The 18,378-nt window shown below is 48.7% G+C and carries 20 protein-coding genes; 12 read left to right on the forward strand and 8 right to left on the reverse strand.

Annotated elements, in window-relative coordinates; translation table 11 throughout:
- Nucleotides 1-232: 232 nt before the first annotated feature.
- Both H615_RS0115440 and H615_RS0115445 read right to left on the reverse strand, forming a co-directional pair.
- Nucleotides 233-466 carry a hypothetical protein gene (locus H615_RS0115440; protein WP_027955991.1) on the reverse strand — a complete coding sequence of 78 codons (234 nt, stop codon included), beginning with the start codon at nucleotides 464-466 and terminating at the stop codon, nucleotides 233-235.
- A gap of 131 nt (nucleotides 467-597) precedes the next feature.
- Entirely contained in the window at nucleotides 598-798 is a 201-nt protein-coding gene (locus tag H615_RS0115445; protein WP_027955992.1) for a hypothetical protein, read from the reverse strand.
- Nucleotides 799-909: 111 nt separating this feature from the next.
- Here H615_RS0115445 and H615_RS0115450 point away from each other — a divergent pair, with 111 nt between their 5' ends.
- From H615_RS0115450 to H615_RS0115460, 3 genes are all read left to right on the forward strand, one after another.
- Nucleotides 910-1,095 carry a hypothetical protein gene (locus H615_RS0115450; RefSeq protein ID WP_027955993.1) on the forward strand — a complete coding sequence of 62 codons (186 nt, stop codon included), beginning with the start codon at nucleotides 910-912 and terminating at the stop codon, nucleotides 1,093-1,095.
- 88 nt (nucleotides 1,096-1,183) lie between these two features.
- Nucleotides 1,184-1,549 (forward strand): CidA/LrgA family protein, encoded by a 366-nt coding sequence (locus tag H615_RS0115455; RefSeq protein ID WP_027955994.1) that lies wholly within the window; start codon nucleotides 1,184-1,186, stop codon nucleotides 1,547-1,549.
- Entirely contained in the window at nucleotides 1,546-2,226 is a 681-nt protein-coding gene (locus H615_RS0115460) for an LrgB family protein (protein WP_027955995.1), read from the forward strand. Before H615_RS0115455 ends, H615_RS0115460 begins: the two co-directional genes overlap by 4 nt.
- Before the next feature lie 101 nt (nucleotides 2,227-2,327).
- Here H615_RS0115460 and H615_RS21865 read toward each other — a convergent pair whose 3' ends face one another.
- A complete protein-coding gene (locus tag H615_RS21865) occupies nucleotides 2,328-3,089 on the reverse strand; it encodes a MerR family transcriptional regulator (protein ID WP_051254734.1) in 762 nt (253 codons plus the stop codon).
- A gap of 145 nt (nucleotides 3,090-3,234) precedes the next feature.
- On the opposite strand from H615_RS21865, the gene H615_RS21480 reads away from it, so the two are divergent.
- From H615_RS21480 to H615_RS0115495, 5 genes are all read left to right on the forward strand, one after another.
- On the forward strand, nucleotides 3,235-4,629 hold the full coding sequence (locus H615_RS21480; RefSeq protein ID WP_051254735.1) for an MFS transporter: 1,395 nt from the start codon (nucleotides 3,235-3,237) through the stop codon (nucleotides 4,627-4,629).
- 244 nt (nucleotides 4,630-4,873) lie between these two features.
- On the forward strand, nucleotides 4,874-6,397 hold the full coding sequence (locus H615_RS0115480; protein WP_342341477.1) for a malate:quinone oxidoreductase: 1,524 nt from the start codon (nucleotides 4,874-4,876) through the stop codon (nucleotides 6,395-6,397).
- Between the two features lie 143 nt (nucleotides 6,398-6,540).
- A complete protein-coding gene (locus tag H615_RS0115485; protein ID WP_027955997.1) occupies nucleotides 6,541-7,836 on the forward strand; it encodes an acetamidase/formamidase family protein in 1,296 nt (431 codons plus the stop codon).
- A gap of 152 nt (nucleotides 7,837-7,988) precedes the next feature.
- Nucleotides 7,989-9,167, forward strand: a complete 1,179-nt coding sequence (gene fmdA / locus H615_RS0115490) for a formamidase (protein WP_027955998.1) — start codon at nucleotides 7,989-7,991, stop codon at nucleotides 9,165-9,167.
- A gap of 12 nt (nucleotides 9,168-9,179) precedes the next feature.
- The gene (locus H615_RS0115495; protein ID WP_051254736.1) at nucleotides 9,180-9,452 is read left to right on the forward strand and encodes a hypothetical protein; all 273 of its coding nucleotides are present in this window, start codon (nucleotides 9,180-9,182) and stop codon (nucleotides 9,450-9,452) included.
- A 96-nt stretch (nucleotides 9,453-9,548) separates the two neighbouring features.
- On the opposite strand, the gene H615_RS0115505 is transcribed toward H615_RS0115495, so the two are convergent.
- Complete coding sequence (locus tag H615_RS0115505; RefSeq protein ID WP_027956000.1) at nucleotides 9,549-9,836, reverse strand: hypothetical protein; 288 nt, start codon at nucleotides 9,834-9,836, stop codon at nucleotides 9,549-9,551.
- A gap of 125 nt (nucleotides 9,837-9,961) precedes the next feature.
- Here H615_RS0115505 and H615_RS0115510 point away from each other — a divergent pair, with 125 nt between their 5' ends.
- On the forward strand, nucleotides 9,962-10,948 hold the full coding sequence (locus H615_RS0115510) for an aldo/keto reductase (protein ID WP_027956001.1): 987 nt from the start codon (nucleotides 9,962-9,964) through the stop codon (nucleotides 10,946-10,948).
- Between the two features lie 116 nt (nucleotides 10,949-11,064).
- Here H615_RS0115510 and H615_RS0115515 read toward each other — a convergent pair whose 3' ends face one another.
- Nucleotides 11,065-11,946 carry a LysR family transcriptional regulator gene (locus H615_RS0115515; RefSeq protein ID WP_027956002.1) on the reverse strand — a complete coding sequence of 294 codons (882 nt, stop codon included), beginning with the start codon at nucleotides 11,944-11,946 and terminating at the stop codon, nucleotides 11,065-11,067.
- A 117-nt stretch (nucleotides 11,947-12,063) separates the two neighbouring features.
- Here H615_RS0115515 and H615_RS0115520 point away from each other — a divergent pair, with 117 nt between their 5' ends.
- Entirely contained in the window at nucleotides 12,064-12,642 is a 579-nt protein-coding gene (locus H615_RS0115520) for a LysE family translocator (protein ID WP_027956003.1), read from the forward strand.
- Between the two features lie 93 nt (nucleotides 12,643-12,735).
- On the opposite strand, the gene ahpF is transcribed toward H615_RS0115520, so the two are convergent.
- Both ahpF and ahpC read right to left on the reverse strand, forming a co-directional pair.
- Nucleotides 12,736-14,271, reverse strand: a complete 1,536-nt coding sequence (ahpF, locus tag H615_RS0115525; RefSeq protein WP_027956004.1) for an alkyl hydroperoxide reductase subunit F — start codon at nucleotides 14,269-14,271, stop codon at nucleotides 12,736-12,738.
- 15 nt (nucleotides 14,272-14,286) lie between these two features.
- Nucleotides 14,287-14,850 (reverse strand): alkyl hydroperoxide reductase subunit C, encoded by a 564-nt coding sequence (gene ahpC / locus H615_RS0115530; RefSeq protein ID WP_027956005.1) that lies wholly within the window; start codon nucleotides 14,848-14,850, stop codon nucleotides 14,287-14,289.
- Between the two features lie 422 nt (nucleotides 14,851-15,272).
- On the opposite strand from ahpC, the gene H615_RS21870 reads away from it, so the two are divergent.
- On the forward strand, nucleotides 15,273-15,851 hold the full coding sequence (locus H615_RS21870; RefSeq protein ID WP_051254737.1) for a copper resistance CopC family protein: 579 nt from the start codon (nucleotides 15,273-15,275) through the stop codon (nucleotides 15,849-15,851).
- A 10-nt stretch (nucleotides 15,852-15,861) separates the two neighbouring features.
- The gene (locus tag H615_RS0115540; RefSeq protein ID WP_027956006.1) at nucleotides 15,862-16,974 is read left to right on the forward strand and encodes a copper resistance D family protein; all 1,113 of its coding nucleotides are present in this window, start codon (nucleotides 15,862-15,864) and stop codon (nucleotides 16,972-16,974) included.
- A gap of 56 nt (nucleotides 16,975-17,030) precedes the next feature.
- On the opposite strand, the gene H615_RS0115545 is transcribed toward H615_RS0115540, so the two are convergent.
- Nucleotides 17,031-18,377: a GntP family permease gene (locus H615_RS0115545; protein WP_027956007.1), complete on the reverse strand. Its 1,347-nt coding sequence runs from the start codon at nucleotides 18,375-18,377 to the stop codon at nucleotides 17,031-17,033.
- Nucleotide 18,378 lies beyond the last annotated feature (1 nt).

The raw sequence follows: 18,378 nt of genomic DNA on the forward strand, positions 1-18,378 counted from the left end.
CGGTGGTGATGCCTGCGGGAACAGCACGGGCCGAAGATCCACTTGGGCAGGCGGCCTTCCTGATCAAGTTAGCTGAGGGAGTGCCCGCGGCAAGCATCCACCGATAAGCGGAACGTGACCCTCCACACGACAAATGGCCAACTCTAACTGGTTAACACAGGCTTTTTCTACAGCCAAAGGAGCTGCCCACGATAGACAGCTCCTTACACTTATACACCACTATGCTGTGTAACTATCGATTTTCTTTGATGATCTGGTAGATGCCTAATGCGATCAACACCATTGCAATTCCAATTTCTACTTTGAAAATCAAGGAGAATCCAGGGAAAACTTCTGCTTCCAGCGGGCCTGCAGATCCTGCTATGTCTAATCTTTGTAACATGATCCATTGGGTATACATCATCACCAAGGTGTAATGAGCAAAAGCACCTATCAAAAGAAATAAGCCATACTTTATAAAAACCACGTTCAAACCACTCCTCTGCTAAATGATCCCCCCTGCTCATTATTTATGGTTGATCCCGCACATTCAACCTTACGTTTCAATCGATTAAAATCCAGCTCTTTCCATAACGGTTTTGCTTCGATCAATGGATTTCAATTTCGCCCGTTCACAGTCCATTTTATCGTCAACGATGAAAATAGATAGGCGGCCATAATCAGTATAGGAACCACCAGAAGGGCAATCAGGTTCGTTTTCCAAGTTAAAGGCACCACTCGTTCCCAGATCTCCCCTGTGATTTTCCATAAAACAGAGAAGTAGAAGAAAAAAACAATGATAGAAGCGATTGTCTTCATGGGAGCTTCCGCCTCCTTTATGTATCCGTGCTCTCTCTAGTAGAGCATACGTGTGTGGTTTTTTCCAAATAAGGGAAACCGTTAGTAACACGTGTGAGGGAGGGATGGAGTTTGAATAAAACGCAGCAGATCATTTTCGGACTTGCGATAGGAACAGCGCTGTTTATTGGGGTGCTCGCCGGGATGTCTTTCTCGGAAAACATTTTTGTCGTGATGGGTACCGGACTGGCAGCAGGATTCATCGTCCGGTTCGTTGTCCAGCGTGCGTTTACGGAGATGAATAAAAACAAGTCCTGAGGTCTTTCTTCCATGGTTGGCCGCCTGTTTTTCCTGAAATAGTGTTATCATGATGAAAGATTCTAACCATGGGAAAGAAGGATGTACGTTGAATAGAGTTTTTATTGTCATGTTGCAGGTTGCCGGTCTTTACGGGATCTATCTTGCCGGGTCATGGATCCAGCAGGCGCTCGGCTTGTTCATTCCGGGCAGTGTGATCGGCATGCTGCTGCTGTTTGTGCTTCTATCTTTAAAAATAATTCCGGAGTGGCTGCTTCAGCAGGGCGTCGCCTTTATGATCCGCCATCTGCCGTTCTTTTTCATACCAGCGACCGTCGGAATTATCAGCTATGCCCACGTCTTTAAAGGGAAAGGGATGCTGCTCATCGTCATAGGCCTCTTCAGTACAGCGCTTGTCATGGCCGTCTCCGGACGGGTGACACAGATGCTTGTCAAAAGGAGGGAGGAGGCATGAGTACCGCTCTTTTGATGATGGTGTTGACGATTGCCATTTACCTGGCGACCCTGTTCGTCTACCGCAGACACAGGCGGCTGTACACAACACCCGTCATCGTTTCCACTGCTTTGATTGTCATCATTCTATTAGTCTTTCATCTGCCGTATGAAACGTATATGACCGGCGGAAAATGGATTGACCGGCTGCTCGGGCCTGCGGTCGTTGCACTCGCCTACCCGCTTTATCAGTTCCGGGATATTTTGAAAAAGATGTTCGTTCCGATTATGACAGGAACGGTAATTGGTGCAGTTGTTGGAATCGTTTCCGGACTGCTGCTCAGCAAATGGGCAGGATTCAGTGACCTGATCATCCATTCGATTGTGCCAAAATCGGTAACGACGCCTGTTGCGATGTCGATTTCAGAATCGACGGGCGGGGTCATGCCGCTCACAGCCGTATTCGTTATGATTGCCGGCATTGGCGGCCTTTTGATTCACCCGTTCGTGTTGAAAGTGAGCGGTCTGACCCACCGGATCGGCCGTGGTGTGGGCATGGGCAGCGCCTCCCACGCCATCGGCACATCCGCTTCGATGGAGCGCGATACGCTGGAAGGATCGATCAGCACGGTGGCGATGGTGCTGAGTGCTGTGATCGTCTCCATCATCGCTCCCGGTCTTACGCTTCTATTTATGTAACAAAGAACCAGTTATAAAAGCCCTCCCATGTTAATGGGAGGGCTTTTTTTACAGGAAGATGGCTATAAGCTACATAGTGTCCTGAATCCATCTATAAAGCCTTAAACTTCCTCTACTTTTATGGTCATCAAAAAGGGGAGCTGCCCATTTTCAAATTTAACAAAGTCTGCAGCGACGTCTTGTAAAAAGAACGGACCACACAACTGATGCCCATGGTTATGAAGCATTGACATGGCTTTGACGGCATTTGAAAGAATATTATGATCTTGCGCAGTAAAATAAACTCCGGCATACGTCCCTTTCTCTTTTCGATCATTTCCTTTCGTACAATGATCCACTTTTTGATATTTCCTCATCTCAATTTCTTCACTTGAGCTTGATACATTCAGGATCATCCCGAAGTGATAACCATCCAATAAAAAGTTCGTCATTGATCCTTCCGTTGATGTGGTTTGATCAAGATAGAGGTACTCTTCATCATAGTCCTGCAAAAATACACGATGGTTCCCTGTAGTATCGTAATGTTCTAACTCCATAATTTTTTGATATAGGTGATTTTCTGTTCTTACTAATTCATTGATTTTTTCCCTGATCTTACCCTTTTGTTGGTGAAGCGTGGCGATCCCGCTCGAAATATCATGGGCAGAGAGCTGCTTTTTGATCTCTAACAATGTAAATCCTACGCTTTGCAGTGCTTTGATTTTACTCAATAGATCGATTTGGTCAGCTGTATAGTATCGGTATCCATTACTTTCTATGACGGCAGGCTTGAGTAAATCAATCTGATCGTAATAAAACAGTGTTTTTTTGTTTATCTGGCACAGCTTTGCGATTTCTCCAGTTGATAATCTTTGTTTATTCATTATTTTCTCCTTGAGTGTGCAGTAGGTGGATACTTTAATTTTATAGGAGCAGCTCAAAAAAGCAATTCAGAATGGAATCTGCTGAGCTTTCTTGTCGCTTTTTTGAGCTGCTGTCCATCTTCACTCACACTAAAGGAGAATGTTTATGAAAAAACAACGAAGCAGCACGGATTCCTCATCAACTAATAAAAAGATGGTGGTTTTGACTTGTACTCTCCTCGCTTTTGCTGTGATGAACGGTACCATGTTTAATGTTGCGCTGCCGGATATAGCCGCAGATTTTCACATTTCTACAGCGGAAGTGAGCTGGGTGGTGACGAGTTTTATCATCGTATTTGCTTTAGGTACTTTAGTTTATGGGAAATTGGCGGATCTTTATTCAATACGCTCCCTCTATACGGCGGGGATTACCTTTTTTTCTCTTGGAGCTTTGCTGGGTGTGTTTTCTACAAATATGGTGACACTTATTTTTGCACGAATTCTTCAAGCCATAGGCGCTTCATCAATCCCCTCCTTATCTTTTATTATTCCCGCTCGTTTTTTTCCTGAGGAGCGAGGGAGAATGTTTGGTTATCTTGCTTCCACTATAGCTTTTGCATCGGGAATCGGGCCTTTGGTAGGAGGCGTTATCGGGGGTGTCTTTCATTGGAGGTATATTTTTCTGGTCTCGGTCATTCCTATTCTTTTCATTCCTCTCTTTAGAAAATGGCTTCCTTATGAACTGAAAAAAGAAGGCAGAGTAGACATTGTGGGAGCTGTCCTTGTAGGGATAGTGGTGACGGGCCTTTTATTTTTCATCACAAATTCCAACTGGATATTACTGGTGACCGCATTTGCCTGTTTCCCTATACTGGTCAGCAGAATGAAGAGGATAGACCAACCCTTTATTGATCCTGCGATTTTAACGATCAGACCTTATGCATTAATCATGCTGGTCAGCTTCACTACGACAACCATTATTATGGGGATAACGTTCCTTATTCCACTCATGTTGAGGGATCTTTACGGGTTATCCACCTTATCTATTGGACTGGTCCTTTTCCCCGGTGCCTTTATCTCAGGCATTCTGGGAAAATGGACAGGGGAAATGATCAGTCATAGAGGTGGGGCGCCGGTGTTTAAGCTTGGCATTCTGATCATGGTCCTTGGTACCTTTTTACTGTGTATAACATCAGGGAACGGAATAGTCCTCTTATCATTTGGGTTGTTTACAGCTTATCTAAGTTTTCCTCTTCTTCAAAGTTCAACAGCAGACTTGATCAGCACTTATCTCTCCGAAGAGCAGAATGGAACAGGGTTTGGTTTGTTTCATTTATCAAATTTTTTAGCTGGAGCCTTCAGCAGTGCGTTATTCGGGAGGCTGCTTCAGGCTGAATATGTAAGTTTTCAACGCAATCCCTTCTCCGCAACAGGGGAAGGTTTAATTTATAGTCAATTGTTTTTGGGTTGTATGATTCTTGCGTTATGTTCTTATTATACTTTCAAAACAAAGCTGCAAAAAGAAAAGACCATACCTGGACGATCATCTCACAGTTTATGAATGGAAAAGGCATCCATTCGTTTTGGAATAAACCGGACAGGTTATAAGAAGAATAAGGAAGGAATGAAAAATTTTCCGGGTATGCTCGTCCGAATCGTCACGGATTGAGGCGGTTTTTCTTACATTATTCGTGTGGGGAATTTTTAGATTATCGTGACTTTTCCATCTATAAAGCGTTATCATAGAGATAACGAGTATATCTTAACAGAAAAGCGGCTGCATCCGGCGGTGGTTTTTCTGCAAAATCATAGTTATAAGGATGGTAAACATGAGCAACAGAGCAATCGAAACAGACGTGATCTTGATTGGCGCTGGAATCATGAGCGCGACACTTGGGTCGCTGCTCCACGAGCTTGCCCCGGACTGGAAGGTGACCGTGTTTGAAAAGCTCGGCCGCACAGGTGAGGAAAGCTCAAACGAATGGAATAACGCAGGCACTGGACACGCCGCCCTTTGTGAATTGAATTACACAAGCGAAAAGCCGGACGGCTCGATTGATATGACGAAAGCCGTAAAAATCAATGAACAGTTTCAAGTTTCCAAGCAGTTCTGGTCCTATCTCGTGAACAACCGCCGTATAGAAAAGCCGGAGGACTTCATCCGGCCGCTTCCGCACATGAGTCTCGTATACGGAATCGAGAACATCAAGTTTTTGAAAAAACGCCATGAAACGATGGAGCAGAACCCACTTTTCAAAGATATGAAGTTTTCTGATGATCCGGAAACCTTGAAAAAATGGATGCCGTTGATTATGCAGGAGCGCACGTCGGAAGAGCCTGCAGCCGCAACGAAAGTTGATGCCGGTACGGATGTGAATTTCGGCGCCCTCACACGCAAAATGTTCGACCACCTGGAGCATCAGAACGTAACGATGAACTACAACCACAGCGTCGAAAACCTCGAGCAGACGAGCGGGGGGACGTGGAGTGTGAAGGTAAAAAATGCCAACGGGGAGACAACCCGCTATTTAACGAAGTTCGTCTTCATCGGAGGAGGAGGAGGCAGTCTCCATCTGCTTCAGAAATCCGGCATTCCAGAAGGCAAAGGTATCGGAGGTTTTCCTGTCAGTGGACAGTTCCTCGTCTGCAACAAACCGGAGGTCGCAGAAAAGCACCACGCCAAAGTGTACGGCAAAGCACCGGTCGGGGCACCGCCGATGAGTGTGCCGCACCTTGATACCCGCTACATCGGTGATAAGAAGACCCTTCTTTTCGGACCGTTCGCCGGTTTTTCACCGAAATTCCTGAAAACGGGCTCCAATATGGACCTGCTGACATCGGTCAATGCCAATAACGTCATGACGATGCTGGCTGCCGGTATGAAGGAAATGGCCTTGACGAAGTATTTGATCCAGCAGGTGCTCCAGTCCAAGGAGCAGCGGATGGAAGCATTGAGGGAATTCGTTCCCGATGCGAAAAGTGAAGACTGGGAGCTTGTCGTTGCCGGTCAGCGCGTGCAGGTGATCAAGGATACCGAGGATGGCGGCAAAGGAACGCTTCAGTTCGGTACAGAAGTCGTCAGTTCCGCCGATGGAACCGTCGCCTGCCTGCTTGGTGCATCCCCGGGGGCATCCACCGCTGTCCATGTCATGATTGACGTGCTGCAGCGCTGCTTCCCGGACCAGTTCGCCCAGTGGGAGCCGAAGCTGAAGGAAATGATTCCGAGCTACGGCACATCCCTTCAAAACGACCCGTCTCTCGTTGAGAAAATCCATGCCGAGACAGGCGAAGCGCTCGGACTGACGGAAAAAAAGCTCGTACTGAATTGAGAAGAGGTGACCGCCTCAGCAGTTGAATAAAAACGAAAGCCCTTCATCTTTTTCGGATGAAGGGCTTTTTTGTATGTAGAAAAGTCACTTTTATTGTAAAAATATCAGAATACTTTTACAATTTTAGAAAAGGAGGAGATCATGTGGAAGCGAAACAGACGGTGTATGTGAATACCTTTACAGACGGAGTGCTGGATCCCGGTAAAGCTATGGAATATAAAGTGAAGGACGGCGGACATATTATCGCCAATACAACACCGGGGTGCTGGGGGCCGATGATTACGCCCGCCCTAAAGGGCGGGCATGAAGTGACGAAGCCTGTGTATGTCGAAGGGGCTGAGGTGGGGGACGCCGTTGTCATTCATATCCAATCGATAGAAGTGACGTCAATCGCCACAGCCTCCGGCAATGATCAGCCGGTGGAAGGAAGGTTCACAGGCGACCCCTTCGTCGATGGCCGATGCCCGAGCTGCGGAACGAAAAATCCGGATACGTATATCGAAGGAATCGGCCAGCAGGCGGTCCGCTGTCAAGTTTGTGGAGAAGACGTCACCCCCTTTGTATTTACGAATGCGTACACGATTGCTTTTGATGAACAGAAAGGACTCGGACTCACGCTCCACCGGGAAGCCGCTGAAAAAGTGGCCCGCGATGCCAAGGGTTACATGCGGACACCAGAGGAATCCATCCAAAACCCGGTCGTGACGTTCGCTCCCCATGATCTCATCGGGGCCGTGGCCCGTCTGCGTCCATTTTTAGGACAGCTTGGAACTACACCTTCCCGGCCGATTCCGGATTCTCACAATGCCGGTGACTTTGGACAATTTTTGATTGATGCCCCGCACGATTTCGGCTTAACGGCTGAAGAACTCGAGGAGAGGACAGACGGACATATGGACATCAATCGTGTCCGTGAAGGGGCTGTCATCATCTGCCCCGTAAAGGTCGAAGGTGGAGGTGTGTATGTGGGGGATATGCATGCGATGCAGGGCAACGGCGAAATTGCCGGCCACACGACAGATGTTTCCGGTATCGTCAGCTTGAAGGTCGATGTGTTGAAAGGTGTAAATCTGGAGGGTCCGGTGCTGCTTCCGGTGGAGGAAGACCTGCCTTACCTCGCGAAGCCTTTCACAGAAAAAGAAAAACAGCAGGCTATGAAGTTAGCTGAAAAATGGCAGGTGGAACAGCTGGAGGACTCCTACCCAGTTTCCTTCATCGGGACAGGGGCGGATTTGAATGAAGCGACGACGAATGGCATGGAGCGGGCAGCCAGGGCTTTTGGGATCGATGTTCCTGAAGTGATGAACCGCTCCACGATTACCGGCTCGGTCGATATCGGCCGGCACCCTGGTGTGGTCACGGTGACGTTTCTTGCACCGGCCCATTACCTGGAAAAAATAAAACTGGAGAGGCTTGTAAGGGATTATTACAAGCTTTAAAGCAGATCAACAGGTCATTTGTTACAAAATCTTCCGTTTAACTTTCCTGGAGCAGGGGAAGAGGTGTAATAATTTGTGGTATAGGGGAGGTGTATGTCCTATTTCCGGAAGTCACTGGCGCTCGAACCGATCTATGAAGAGAGGATGAGTCGATGACGAAACAGATCTTTCAAGTCGATTTGAACAAGCGTATGGATGAACAGGACGTTGTAGGACATAATCGCTGGCACCCGGATATTCCCGCTGTCTTTTCCGTCAATCCCGGAGAATCGTTCCGTATGGAATGCCTCGACTGGACGGACGGACAGATTAAGAACAATGATGACCCTTCAGATATCAGGGACGTCCATCTCGACCGGGTGCATGTACTTAGTGGGCCGGTCCACGTCAATAGCGTGGAGCCGGGAGATTTATTAGTCGTCGATATTCTCGATATCGGCACGTTTTCCTCCCATGAGTGGGGCTTTAACGGGATTTTTGCCAAGGAAAACGGCGGCAGCTTTTTGACGGATCACTATCCGGAAGCCGCTAAGTCAATCTGGGATTTTGAAGGGATTTACGCCACCTCCCGCCACGTACCGAACGTCAAATTTGCCGGCATCATCCACCCGGGGCTGATCGGTGTAGCCCCGTCTCAGGAGATGCTGGATGAATGGAACAGAAGAGAAGAGGAGCTTGTCAGCCAGGATCCGGACCGCGTTCCTCCGCTCGCCAACCTGCCGACTAAGGAGAATGCCGTTGCAGGCAGTCTGAAGGGAGCCGATTTTGACCGTGTGGCCAGGGAAGGGGCACGGACAGTTCCCCCGCGTGAAAACGGAGGAAACTGCGACATTAAAAACCTCTCTAAGGGTTCGAAAATCTATTTTCCTGTCTTTGTGGACGGGGCAAAGCTGTCTGTTGGTGATCTGCACTTCTCTCAGGGAGACGGAGAAATCACCTTCTGCGGCGGAATAGAGATGCCTGGATGGATCGATTTGAAGGTCGAAGTTATTAAGGACGGCATGAACAAATACCAGATTAAGAGAAATCCGGCGTTCCGCCCCGGTCCCGTGATGCCACACTATAACGAATTCCTCGTCTTTGAGGGCGTGTCCGTCAACGAGTTTTCCGGGAAGCAGACGTATTTGGACGCCAATACGGCTTATCGCAATGCCTGCTTGAACGCTATCGAGTTTTTGAAAACATTCGGATTCACGGGTGAACAGGCTTACATGCTGCTTGGAACGGCACCTGTGCAGGGGCATCTGGCCGGCGTCGTCGATATACCGAACTCCTGCTGTACACTTGCCCTGCCGAAGGAAATTTTCACAAAAGATATTCTGCCGAAGTAGAGGAGCGGATGCATGTTGGCCCATTTTTCTTTTTTATGTGAAGCGTGCGGAGAATTCACAATCTGGATGACCGGCATGAAGGAAAGCAGGAGGGAGGCCTCCTGTCCGGATTGTCAGGGCGTTTCGAAGCGGGTCTTCAAGCCGCCGATGACGTCCAGGATGGACAGCCGCGTCAAGCAGCGGATCGAAAACGGCATGGAGCCGCGGACCGTAAGGCGTGAGGATCTTCCAGCTTCGCGCCCGCAGCGCCAAACAACAGCCCGGCCGTGGCAGGCTGGTCATTAAGTCAAAAAAGCAGCTGGACGCTTTCCGTCGGCTGCTTTTTCAGGCTTTCCTTCTTCGGAATCCTTCCCATGGGGAGGGTTCTTTCCATGCCCTTGCTTAAGTCAGAAACGGAGTCAATAGAGAGAGGGAGATGAATCCCGCGGCGGCTCCGAATCCGTAAAACGATCCGGGCAGCCCGAATGTGATTTTCAAGATTACGAGGACGATAGGAAGAAAAATGAAGAGCAGAAAAACGGAATCGTCCAGTCTCACGTATTGTTCAAAAGCGCAGTGGGGACAGGCAGCCTTTCTCTCCTGCAGCAGGAGTGGCTGCTGTCTGAACGCTGCACGAAAGCTCCATCGCTGCTTACACTGGATGCAGGTCGTCACGGTGTTCTCCTCCATTTCACCATCCTTTTTTTATCTATACCTCTTCCGCCTCAAGTGGAAACCTTTGCTCTTGAAGGTTTGTTTGAAATAAGATAGGAACGGATATAGAAATATAGTCTTCTAAAGGAGGAATCTTCATTATGAAAACGTTGGAAAACGCATTAAAACATAGAGTAGGTCTTGGAACCGCGCCACTTGGGAACATGTTCCGCAATGTCCCGGAGGAAGAAGCACGGGAAACGATTCAGACTGCCTGGAATCAGGGTGTGCGCTATTTTGATACAGCACCTTTTTACGGCGCGGGTCTGGCGGAAAGCCGTCTTGGGGATGTCTTGTCCCAATATGACCGTGATGAGTACGTGATAAGTACGAAGGTCGGCCGCTACATGACGCAGGAGGAAGAAGACAAAGATGGGTTGTTTGCGCATGGGCGTAACAACAAAGTCATCACGGACTATTCCGCAGAGGCAACGAGAAAATCGATTGAACAGAGCCTGGAACGTCTGAAGACGGACCGCCTCGATATCGTCTATGTGCACGATTTATCACCGGACTTTCACGGGGACGAATGGATTTCCAAGTTCGAAGAAGCGCGCACAGGAGCTTTCCGTGTGCTGTCCGAGATGCGTGAAAAAGGTATCATTAAAGGCTGGGGCCTTGGCGTGAATACGACCGAGCCGATCGAGATTGCGATGGAGCTTGAGGAAAACCGTCCGGACATCAACCTGTCAGCCATCCAGTATACCCTTCTTCAGCACGATCGTGCGCTTGAGCGTATGATGAAGACGGCGGAGGAAAAAGGCATTGATATCGTCGTCGGCGGCCCTTACAACTCCGGTGCCTTGTTCGGCGGGGACCACTTTAACTATGAAAAAGCGGGCGCTGACATCATCGGTCGTGTGAATCAGTTGAAGGAAATCGGTGATAAGCATGGCGTTCATCTGAAAGCGGCGGCCCTGCAGTTTTCTACCGCCCATCCGGCTGTGAAATCCGTCATTCCCGGGTCCACACGTCCGGAACGTATTAAAGAGGATCTTGATATGATCCAGCGCGACATTCCAGAAGCATTCTGGCAGGAACTCGTGGAGCGCGGCTTCATTTCTCCACAGGCACCACTGCCTAATTAAACGAAAAGGGACCATGATGTTCTTTTCGGAACTAAAAAAAGCTGTCGCTATTTTTATCGACAGCCTTGGGAAACCGCATCGGCGGTTTCCTTTTTTTATTGGAAGAAAGAAAATAATTACATTTTTTCAACCTCAGTAATCTTCGACATAACAGTGTTCAAAAAGGCTTCGACGGCTGGAGACAGCCATTTCTTGTTTCGAATCAGCATATGGGAATACAGAGGTGAAAAGGATTCCTCATGGGCGACTTTTTTCACCCGGCCGTTTTTGATTTCCTGCTGAACCGTCCGACTGGGAAGAGCTGCAAAGCCGAGGCCGCTCATCACCATCTGTTTGATGGCTTCAATGCTCCATAATTCCATCGTGGGAAACTCCAGACCCTGTTTCATCAGATGCTTCTCATACATCATCCGGTAACTGCATCCCTTCTCATTGGTTAGATAAACAGGCTTCATCTGCTTTATTTCACTAAAGTGATCCGGGCCGTCGGGATGGGTGACAAGCACAATGTCCTCCAGCCCTAAAGAATAATGGAGGCATTTCTCCTGCTGGAAATCCGGGTAAATCATGAAAGCAATATCTACGCGGCCGCTGAGAACATCACTCTGGTTTTCGCCGCATGTGCCGTTGGTGACGACAAGCTTCACCTCCGGATACTGGAGCGAGTAGTCCTGAAGGATGGGACCGAGCATGGAAATGGTCAGCGATTCCGGGGCCGCTATGGTCAAGGTGCCGCTCATCTTTTTGCTGTGCTTCATATTCCGGATTTGATCACGGGTGGAGAGCAGGTCTTCGGCAAGTGGGATCAGCTCCCGGCCCAGCGGAGTCAGCTGAAGCTTTCGTTCAACGTACGTGAACAACGGACCACCGATTTCGCTTTCAAGTGCCTGGATGTGTGCGGTAAGAGTGGATTGTGTATAGCCGAGGTTCACGGCGGCTCCGGTATAACTGCCTGTTTCCAATATCGCTTGAAAAGTGACGAGATGCCTGATTTCCATGACAGACTCCTTCCTGTTATCGAAAAAAATGATCGTGGATTCTTTTATTTCAATTTTATTTATAACTATTCTCACTCTACAATAGAATCATCTGCACGTAAATCAAGGAGTGAGTTTATGAATATAGCTGCCTTTTTATCTTATATCATCATTACATCGGTGACGCCCGGACCGAGTAATTTATTGATGATGAATGAGGCACGTCGATACGGGTTTAAAGGAGCCTGGAAGTTTAATAGTGGGATCTTAACAGGTTTTGCGCTGCTTGGGATCGTCAGCGGGTTGTTTACCGCTGGTCTCTATCAGTGGATTCCAGTCATTGAGCCGTACTTCAAAGCGGCCGGCGCTCTCTATCTTTTCTATTTAGCCTGGAAGATCGGATTTCCTAAAGCCGGCAGCAGTCAAGCGTCAGAGCTGGAGTCCTCCTTCTATACAGGACTTCTTTTTCAATTGATTAATGTGAAAAGCATTCTGTTCTTCCTGACGGTGATGAGTGTATTCATTATGCCGGCTGCACAGTCTGTATCCATAATGATCTTCTATATTGCCGTCACGATTGTCCTGGGGTGGACAGCACTGCTGCTTTGGTCGATGTTTGGCTCCTTGTTAAAAAATGTCTGGCACCGCTATGACCGGATTTTCCGGGTCGTGATGGCGACTTTACTCATCTACGCGGCTTCAGCTATTCTTTTTTAGTGAATCGTGTAAAATTGATAATCACCTGTTTTGAAACGAATCATTAAAAAAATCCCGCATCCAATAAAGGATGCGGGATTTTTTATAGAAAGATCAGTTGCGGATCAGATAATCGAAGGCGCCAAGCGCTGCGTTGGCCCCGTCTCCCATGGAGATGATGATCTGGTTATGCGGGCTGTCGGTAACGTCACCGGCAGCAAACAAACCAGGAATGCTTGTAGATCCGTGTTTATCTGTAATGATTTCACCAATCTTATTCGTTTCAACATCTGTGCTGAGCCATTCGGTGTTCGGCACGAGACCGATCTGGACGAAGACGCCCTCAAGGTCCACGTGCTGCTCTTCGCCGGAAGCACGGTCGATGTACGTGATGCCGTTCACATTCTCATCGCCGGTAATTTCCGTCGTCTGGGCACCTGTCTTCACTTCGACGTTCGGCAGGCTGTGCAGACGTTCCTGCAGGACATCGTCCGCTTTCAATGTGTCTGCGAATTCAAGGACTGTGACGTTCTGGACGATACCAGCAAGATCGATCGCTGCTTCCACGCCGGAGTTTCCGCCGCCGATGACCGCTACGTCTTTGCCTTCAAATAGAGGACCGTCACAGTGCGGACAGAATGCGACACCTTTGTTTTTAAACTCGTCTTCTCCCGGAACACCGGTTTCGCGCCAGCGGGCACCCGTGGAAAGGATGACGGTTTTACTTTTCAGTACGCCGCCGTTATCGAGTTTAAGTTCAAACATGCCTTCTTCATTTTTGCGCAGGTCCTTGGCACGCTGCAGATTCATGATATCGATATCATAGTCTTTGACGTGTTCTTCAAGGCTTGCGGCAAACTTCGGTCCTTCCGTGCTTTTTACACTGATGAAGTTTTCAATCGTCATCGTATCCAGCACCTGGCCGCCGAATCGTTCGGCTACGATGCCGGTACGGATTCCCTTACGGGCGGAGTAGATGGCAGAACTCGCGCCAGCTGGTCCACCACCGACGACAAGAACGTCATAAGGCTCACGCTCTGTAAACTCTTCAGCAGATGGGCCTTCACTGATTTTGGCAACGATCTCTTCAAGGCTGATGCGACCGCCATTGAAGAATTCACCGTTCAGGAAGGCGGATGGAACAGCCATGATGTTGCGGCTCTCTGCTTCTTCTTTAAAGGCAGAACCGTCCACCATTGTATGGGTGATGCCCGGGTTCAGCACGCTCATGATATTCAAGGCCTGCACCACGTCCGGACAGTTGTGGCAGCTCAGGCTGACAAATGTTTCAAAATGAAACTCGCCCTTGATGTTCTGGATTTTCTCAATCATCGTGTCATCCACTTTCGGAGCACGGCCGCTCACTTGAAGGAGGGCGAGGACGAGAGAGGTGAATTCATGACCGAGAGGAATGCCGGCAAACGTGATGCCCGTTTCTTCCTGAGGGCGGTTTACGCTGAAGCTTGGTGTACGTTTAAGTGTTGTGTTCTGGACAGTAATCTTAGGTGACATGGCAGAAAGCTCATCGGTGAGAGCCAGCATGTCACGGGAGACCTTATCGTCTCCCGCGCTGACTTTCAGTTCGATGTCACCTTCTAAAAGCTGCAGGTACTGTTCCAGTTGTGCTTTTATTTGTGCATCGAGAACCATGGATTAAGACACTCCTTAGATTTTACCTACGAGATCAAGGCTTGGTGTAAGGGTTTCTTCGCCTTCTTCCCATTTTGCAGGGCATACCTCGCCTGGGTTGTTGCGAACGTATTGAGCGGCTTTGATTTTGCCGATCAGGTTATCTGCATCGCGGCCGATTCCGCCTGCGTTAACTTCTACCGTCTGGATAACGCCGTCTGGATCGATGATGAATGTTCCGCGGTCAGCAAGGCCGTCTTCTTCGTTAAGAACGTCGAACTGACGGGATAGCTGCTGGGAAGGATCCCCGATCATAGCGTATTCGATTTTACCGATTTTTTCAGAGCTGTCGTGCCAGCCTTTGTGTACGAAGTGTGTATCTGTAGAAACAGAGTATACTTCTGCACCTAGTTCTTTAAGAGCTGCATAGTTGTTCTGCAGGTCTTCAAGCTCTGTCGGGCATACGAAAGAGAAGTCTGCCGGGTAGAAACAAACAACGCTCCACTGACCTTTGAAGTTTTCGTTGGAAACGTCGATGAATTCACCTTGTTTGAATGCTTTCGCCTGGAATGATTGTACTTCTTTTCCGATTAGGGACATAGTAAAATTCCTCCTGATATAGGTAGAGATTTAACTGCAGAAAAATGGGCGCAGTTATTTATAATAATTATTATCCAGTAACTATTATTATATACATTGTTTTATTTGTCAACATTTATAAGGTTTTGTCGGAATTTCTTCTGAACAGCTGTGTAGAGCGGTTCACCAGAGGGTTTGCTTTGTGGGAATGGATCTTATAAAACCGGGGAACATGGAGATTTTGTGACAAACGATGAGAAACTTTGACTTTGAATGATTCTATCACATAAACTTAGCTTGGTTACGGAAGTCTGTCTTCATGGGATGGGTGATCCGTAAAGGGGTGATACCCGTTATCTCTATAGTAAAATACTCCGGCTTCAATAGCCAATCATAAGGCTTTCATTTACTTAGTCTTAATATGGAGAAAGGATGGAAAAATTATGCACAAAATTTCAACGGCCTTACTGGCACTGATCGTCGCTCTTGGCTTGTTCACTCCGGCGGTCCATGCTCATACATCATTGGAAAACTCGACGCCCGCTGAAGGGGAGACGGTGGAAGAACCACTGGATACGATCGAACTAAACTTCAATACAGTCATTGAAGAGGGAAGCACGCTTGAATTATCGAAAGCGGAAGGAGAGGCTCCTGCGCCGTCCCAGGTGACGATCTCTGATCAGACGATGACCGCCGTGTTTGATGACGCCCTTGAAAATGGAGCGTACACGGTCAATTGGGAAATCATCGGTGCGGATGGTCATGTAATAGAGAAACAATTCAGCTTTACTGTAGACGGACCAGCTTCTGAAGAAAACACGGAAACGACCGGAGAAGCGGCTCCTGAAGAGGAGAACGATACAGAAACAGACACCGATGCAGATCAAACGGAAACAGACGTGGACAGCGAACAGGAGCCGGAAGAGGAAAACAGCCTGCCTGTGTTCATGATTGTTGTTGCGCTCCTGCTTCTTGTCGTTGTTATCGTACTCGCTGTGAAGCTGTTCAGCAGCAAGAAGTGAGTCAGTACCAATGGGGATTCTGATTGGACTGACTGAACTGCTTTTGTACCTTTCGTTTTCCTTATTAATGGGATCTCTGATCCTGCTGCTTGTACCGGACCATCTGAAACCTCCGGTACGCATAGATCAAAGGCTGATTCAGGCATGTGCTTTGCTGGTGACATTCGGATCTTTCCTGCCGGTGCTTCCCATCGTCGATCTGCTTGCATCATCAAGAGGGTGGGGGAGCGCCTTCATTCAGGTCATTTTTGAGTTTGCCGTCGGACGTGCCTTTCTTTTGACAGCCCTTTTCTCTATGCTCCTTCTTCTTATCTGGACAACAAAGGGTGTAAAGGAAAAAACGGGTCTGCTCTATGTATCTTTAGGGCTTGTCGCTGCAATGACGGCTTCCTATTCAATGGCCGCACATGCAGCGTCCATCGGAGGAGCGTCGGGCCATGTGTTTCATACCCTGCATTTTCTCGGGGCATCCGTATGGATCGGCCTCCTCCTGATGGTCAGCTGGTTTGCTGTGTCTAAAAAGAACTGGGGATCCTTTCTACGGTGGTACACACCGACGGCTGTCTCCAGTCTGATTGTCGTGTTTGCCGCCGGGTACTTCACGATGTCCGTGGATTTGTACAGTTTTGGCTCTCCGGATATGAATGCGTTGGAAGGCTACGCTCAATCCCTGCCATCGAACTACGGTCAGGCCCTTCTCGTCAAGCACCTGTTTGTCATCGGCATCCTTTTGTTCGCCTTGGTCAACGGGGTGTTGTTCCGTAAAAAGGCCGGTGACCAGCGTTTTAATCCGCTTCCGTGGACGAAGGCGGAAAGCGGGTTTGCTCTCGGCGCTTTTGCTTTGACGTCTGCCATGGGCCGGGCTGGTACGCCAAATCAGGAGGGGACAAAAGGAGAAGAAGCTTCCTTTTTGTACCGGGCGTTTACAGGGGAAAGCGGCTCGGAACTCATCGAAGTGACGATGTCGTTCGGACCGGTGAGCTGGATGCTCGGTCTGATCGGCTCTTTGTTCCTCCTGCTCACTATCGCTTCCGCAGTGAAGAGGCCTTCGCTTAGTATAGTGACGGCTGCCGGGAGTTTAATGATTGTATCGTTTTATTTGGCTGTCATGACGGCTGTGTAAAATAAAAAACCCGTACGAGGATAGGACTTTCTATCTTCGTGCGGGTTTTGTTTTGATTAAACAAAAAGGCTGAACAGAAGGACGAATCCAAGACCGGCAACGGAAATGATCGTTTCCAGGAGCGTCCATGTGGCGAACGTTTCCTTCATCGTTAAGCCGAAGTATTCCTTGAACATCCAGAAACCGGCGTCGTTGACGTGGGAAGCAATCAAGCTTCCGGCACCTGTGGAAAGCACCATCAGTGCCAGGTTCACATCTGTCTGCCCGAGAAGCGGTGTGACAAGGCCGACCGTCGTCAAAGCAGCCACTGTAGCAGAACCGAGGGAGATTCTAAGGATCGCAGCAATAATCCAGGCAAGCAGCAGTGGAGACATGGAAGAGCCCTCGAACATCTGCGCCACATAATCACCGACACCGCCGTCAATCAGGACCTGCTTGAAGGCACCGCCGCCCCCGATAATCAACAGCATCATACCGATCTGGGCAATGGCTGTGGAGCAGGAGTCCATCACGTCTTTCATCGGAATGTTACGAGCGATCCCCATTGTGTAAACCGCCACAAGCAGGGAGATGATCATCGCTGTGGATGCGTTTCCAATTAAGTTTATAACAGAGAGGAAGCCGCCGGATTCTACACCCATGGTTTCCTGAATCAATGTAATAATTGTAGAAATAGCAATGAGAATGACGGGCAGCATAGCTGTGAAAACACTGATACCGAAGCCTGGTGTCTCTTCAAGCTTAAAGGACTTCTGTTCGCCTAAAGAAGCGATGTTCCCCTGCTTTTTGAAAGAGTCCGGGACAATTTTCTTCGCCATTTTTGTGAAAATCGGACCAGCAAGAATGACCGTCGGGACAGCAATGATAATTCCATACAGCAGCACTTCACCAAGGTCTGCCCCGTACTCACCAGCGATAACTGTCGGGCCCGGGTGAGGCGGCAGGAAGCCGTGAGTGACGGACAGGGCGGCTGCCATCGGGATTCCCAGATACAAAATCGATACGCGCAGCTCTCTTGAAATCGCAAAAACGATCGGGATTAACAGGACAAGTCCGACTTCAAAGAACAACGCGATCCCGATAATGAAGGATGCGGCAACAACGGCCCACTGAATGTTCTTTTCTCCGAACTTATTCACGAAGGTCATGGCAATGCGCTGGGCACCACCGGCGTCTGTAATCAGTTTACCGAGCATAGCTCCAAGACCGAAAATCAAGGCGAGGTGGCCGAGCGTTCCGCCGAGACCGGCCTCGATGGTTGGTACAATATCCGTAAGCGGCATGCCGAGTAGGACGGCAACACCGAAGGAGACGATAATCAGGGAAACAAATGTGTTCAGCTTGAGTCCCATAATCAAGATAAGTAAAGCGACGATTCCAATAGCGACCATTAATAATGGCATC

This window comes from Halobacillus kuroshimensis DSM 18393, from assembly GCF_000425705.1.
Lineage (GTDB): Bacteria > Bacillota > Bacilli > Bacillales > Halobacillaceae > Halobacillus > Halobacillus kuroshimensis.

What these genes read in the sequence shown, in the direction of transcription:
- H615_RS0115495 (WP_051254736.1), top strand. Translation starts at nt 9,180, where the DNA reads ATGTTGGCCCATTTTTCTTTTTTATGTGAAGCGTGCGGAGAATTCACA.
- H615_RS0115445 (WP_027955992.1), bottom strand. Translation starts at nt 798, where the DNA reads ATGAAGACAATCGCTTCTATCATTGTTTTTTTCTTCTACTTCTCTGTT.
- fmdA (WP_027955998.1), top strand. Translation starts at nt 7,989, where the DNA reads ATGACGAAACAGATCTTTCAAGTCGATTTGAACAAGCGTATGGATGAA.
- H615_RS0115545 (WP_027956007.1), bottom strand. Translation starts at nt 18,377, where the DNA reads ATGCCATTATTAATGGTCGCTATTGGAATCGTCGCTTTACTTATCTTG.
- H615_RS21870 (WP_051254737.1), top strand. Translation starts at nt 15,273, where the DNA reads ATGCACAAAATTTCAACGGCCTTACTGGCACTGATCGTCGCTCTTGGC.
- H615_RS21865 (WP_051254734.1), bottom strand. Translation starts at nt 3,089, where the DNA reads ATGAATAAACAAAGATTATCAACTGGAGAAATCGCAAAGCTGTGCCAG.
- ahpF (WP_027956004.1), bottom strand. Translation starts at nt 14,271, where the DNA reads ATGGTTCTCGATGCACAAATAAAAGCACAACTGGAACAGTACCTGCAG.
- H615_RS0115520 (WP_027956003.1), top strand. Translation starts at nt 12,064, where the DNA reads ATGAATATAGCTGCCTTTTTATCTTATATCATCATTACATCGGTGACG.
- H615_RS21480 (WP_051254735.1), top strand. Translation starts at nt 3,235, where the DNA reads ATGAAAAAACAACGAAGCAGCACGGATTCCTCATCAACTAATAAAAAG.
- ahpC (WP_027956005.1), bottom strand. Translation starts at nt 14,850, where the DNA reads ATGTCCCTAATCGGAAAAGAAGTACAATCATTCCAGGCGAAAGCATTC.
- H615_RS0115505 (WP_027956000.1), bottom strand. Translation starts at nt 9,836, where the DNA reads ATGGAGGAGAACACCGTGACGACCTGCATCCAGTGTAAGCAGCGATGG.
- H615_RS0115460 (WP_027955995.1), top strand. Translation starts at nt 1,546, where the DNA reads ATGAGTACCGCTCTTTTGATGATGGTGTTGACGATTGCCATTTACCTG.
- H615_RS0115540 (WP_027956006.1), top strand. Translation starts at nt 15,862, where the DNA reads ATGGGGATTCTGATTGGACTGACTGAACTGCTTTTGTACCTTTCGTTT.
- H615_RS0115510 (WP_027956001.1), top strand. Translation starts at nt 9,962, where the DNA reads ATGAAAACGTTGGAAAACGCATTAAAACATAGAGTAGGTCTTGGAACC.
- H615_RS0115515 (WP_027956002.1), bottom strand. Translation starts at nt 11,946, where the DNA reads ATGGAAATCAGGCATCTCGTCACTTTTCAAGCGATATTGGAAACAGGC.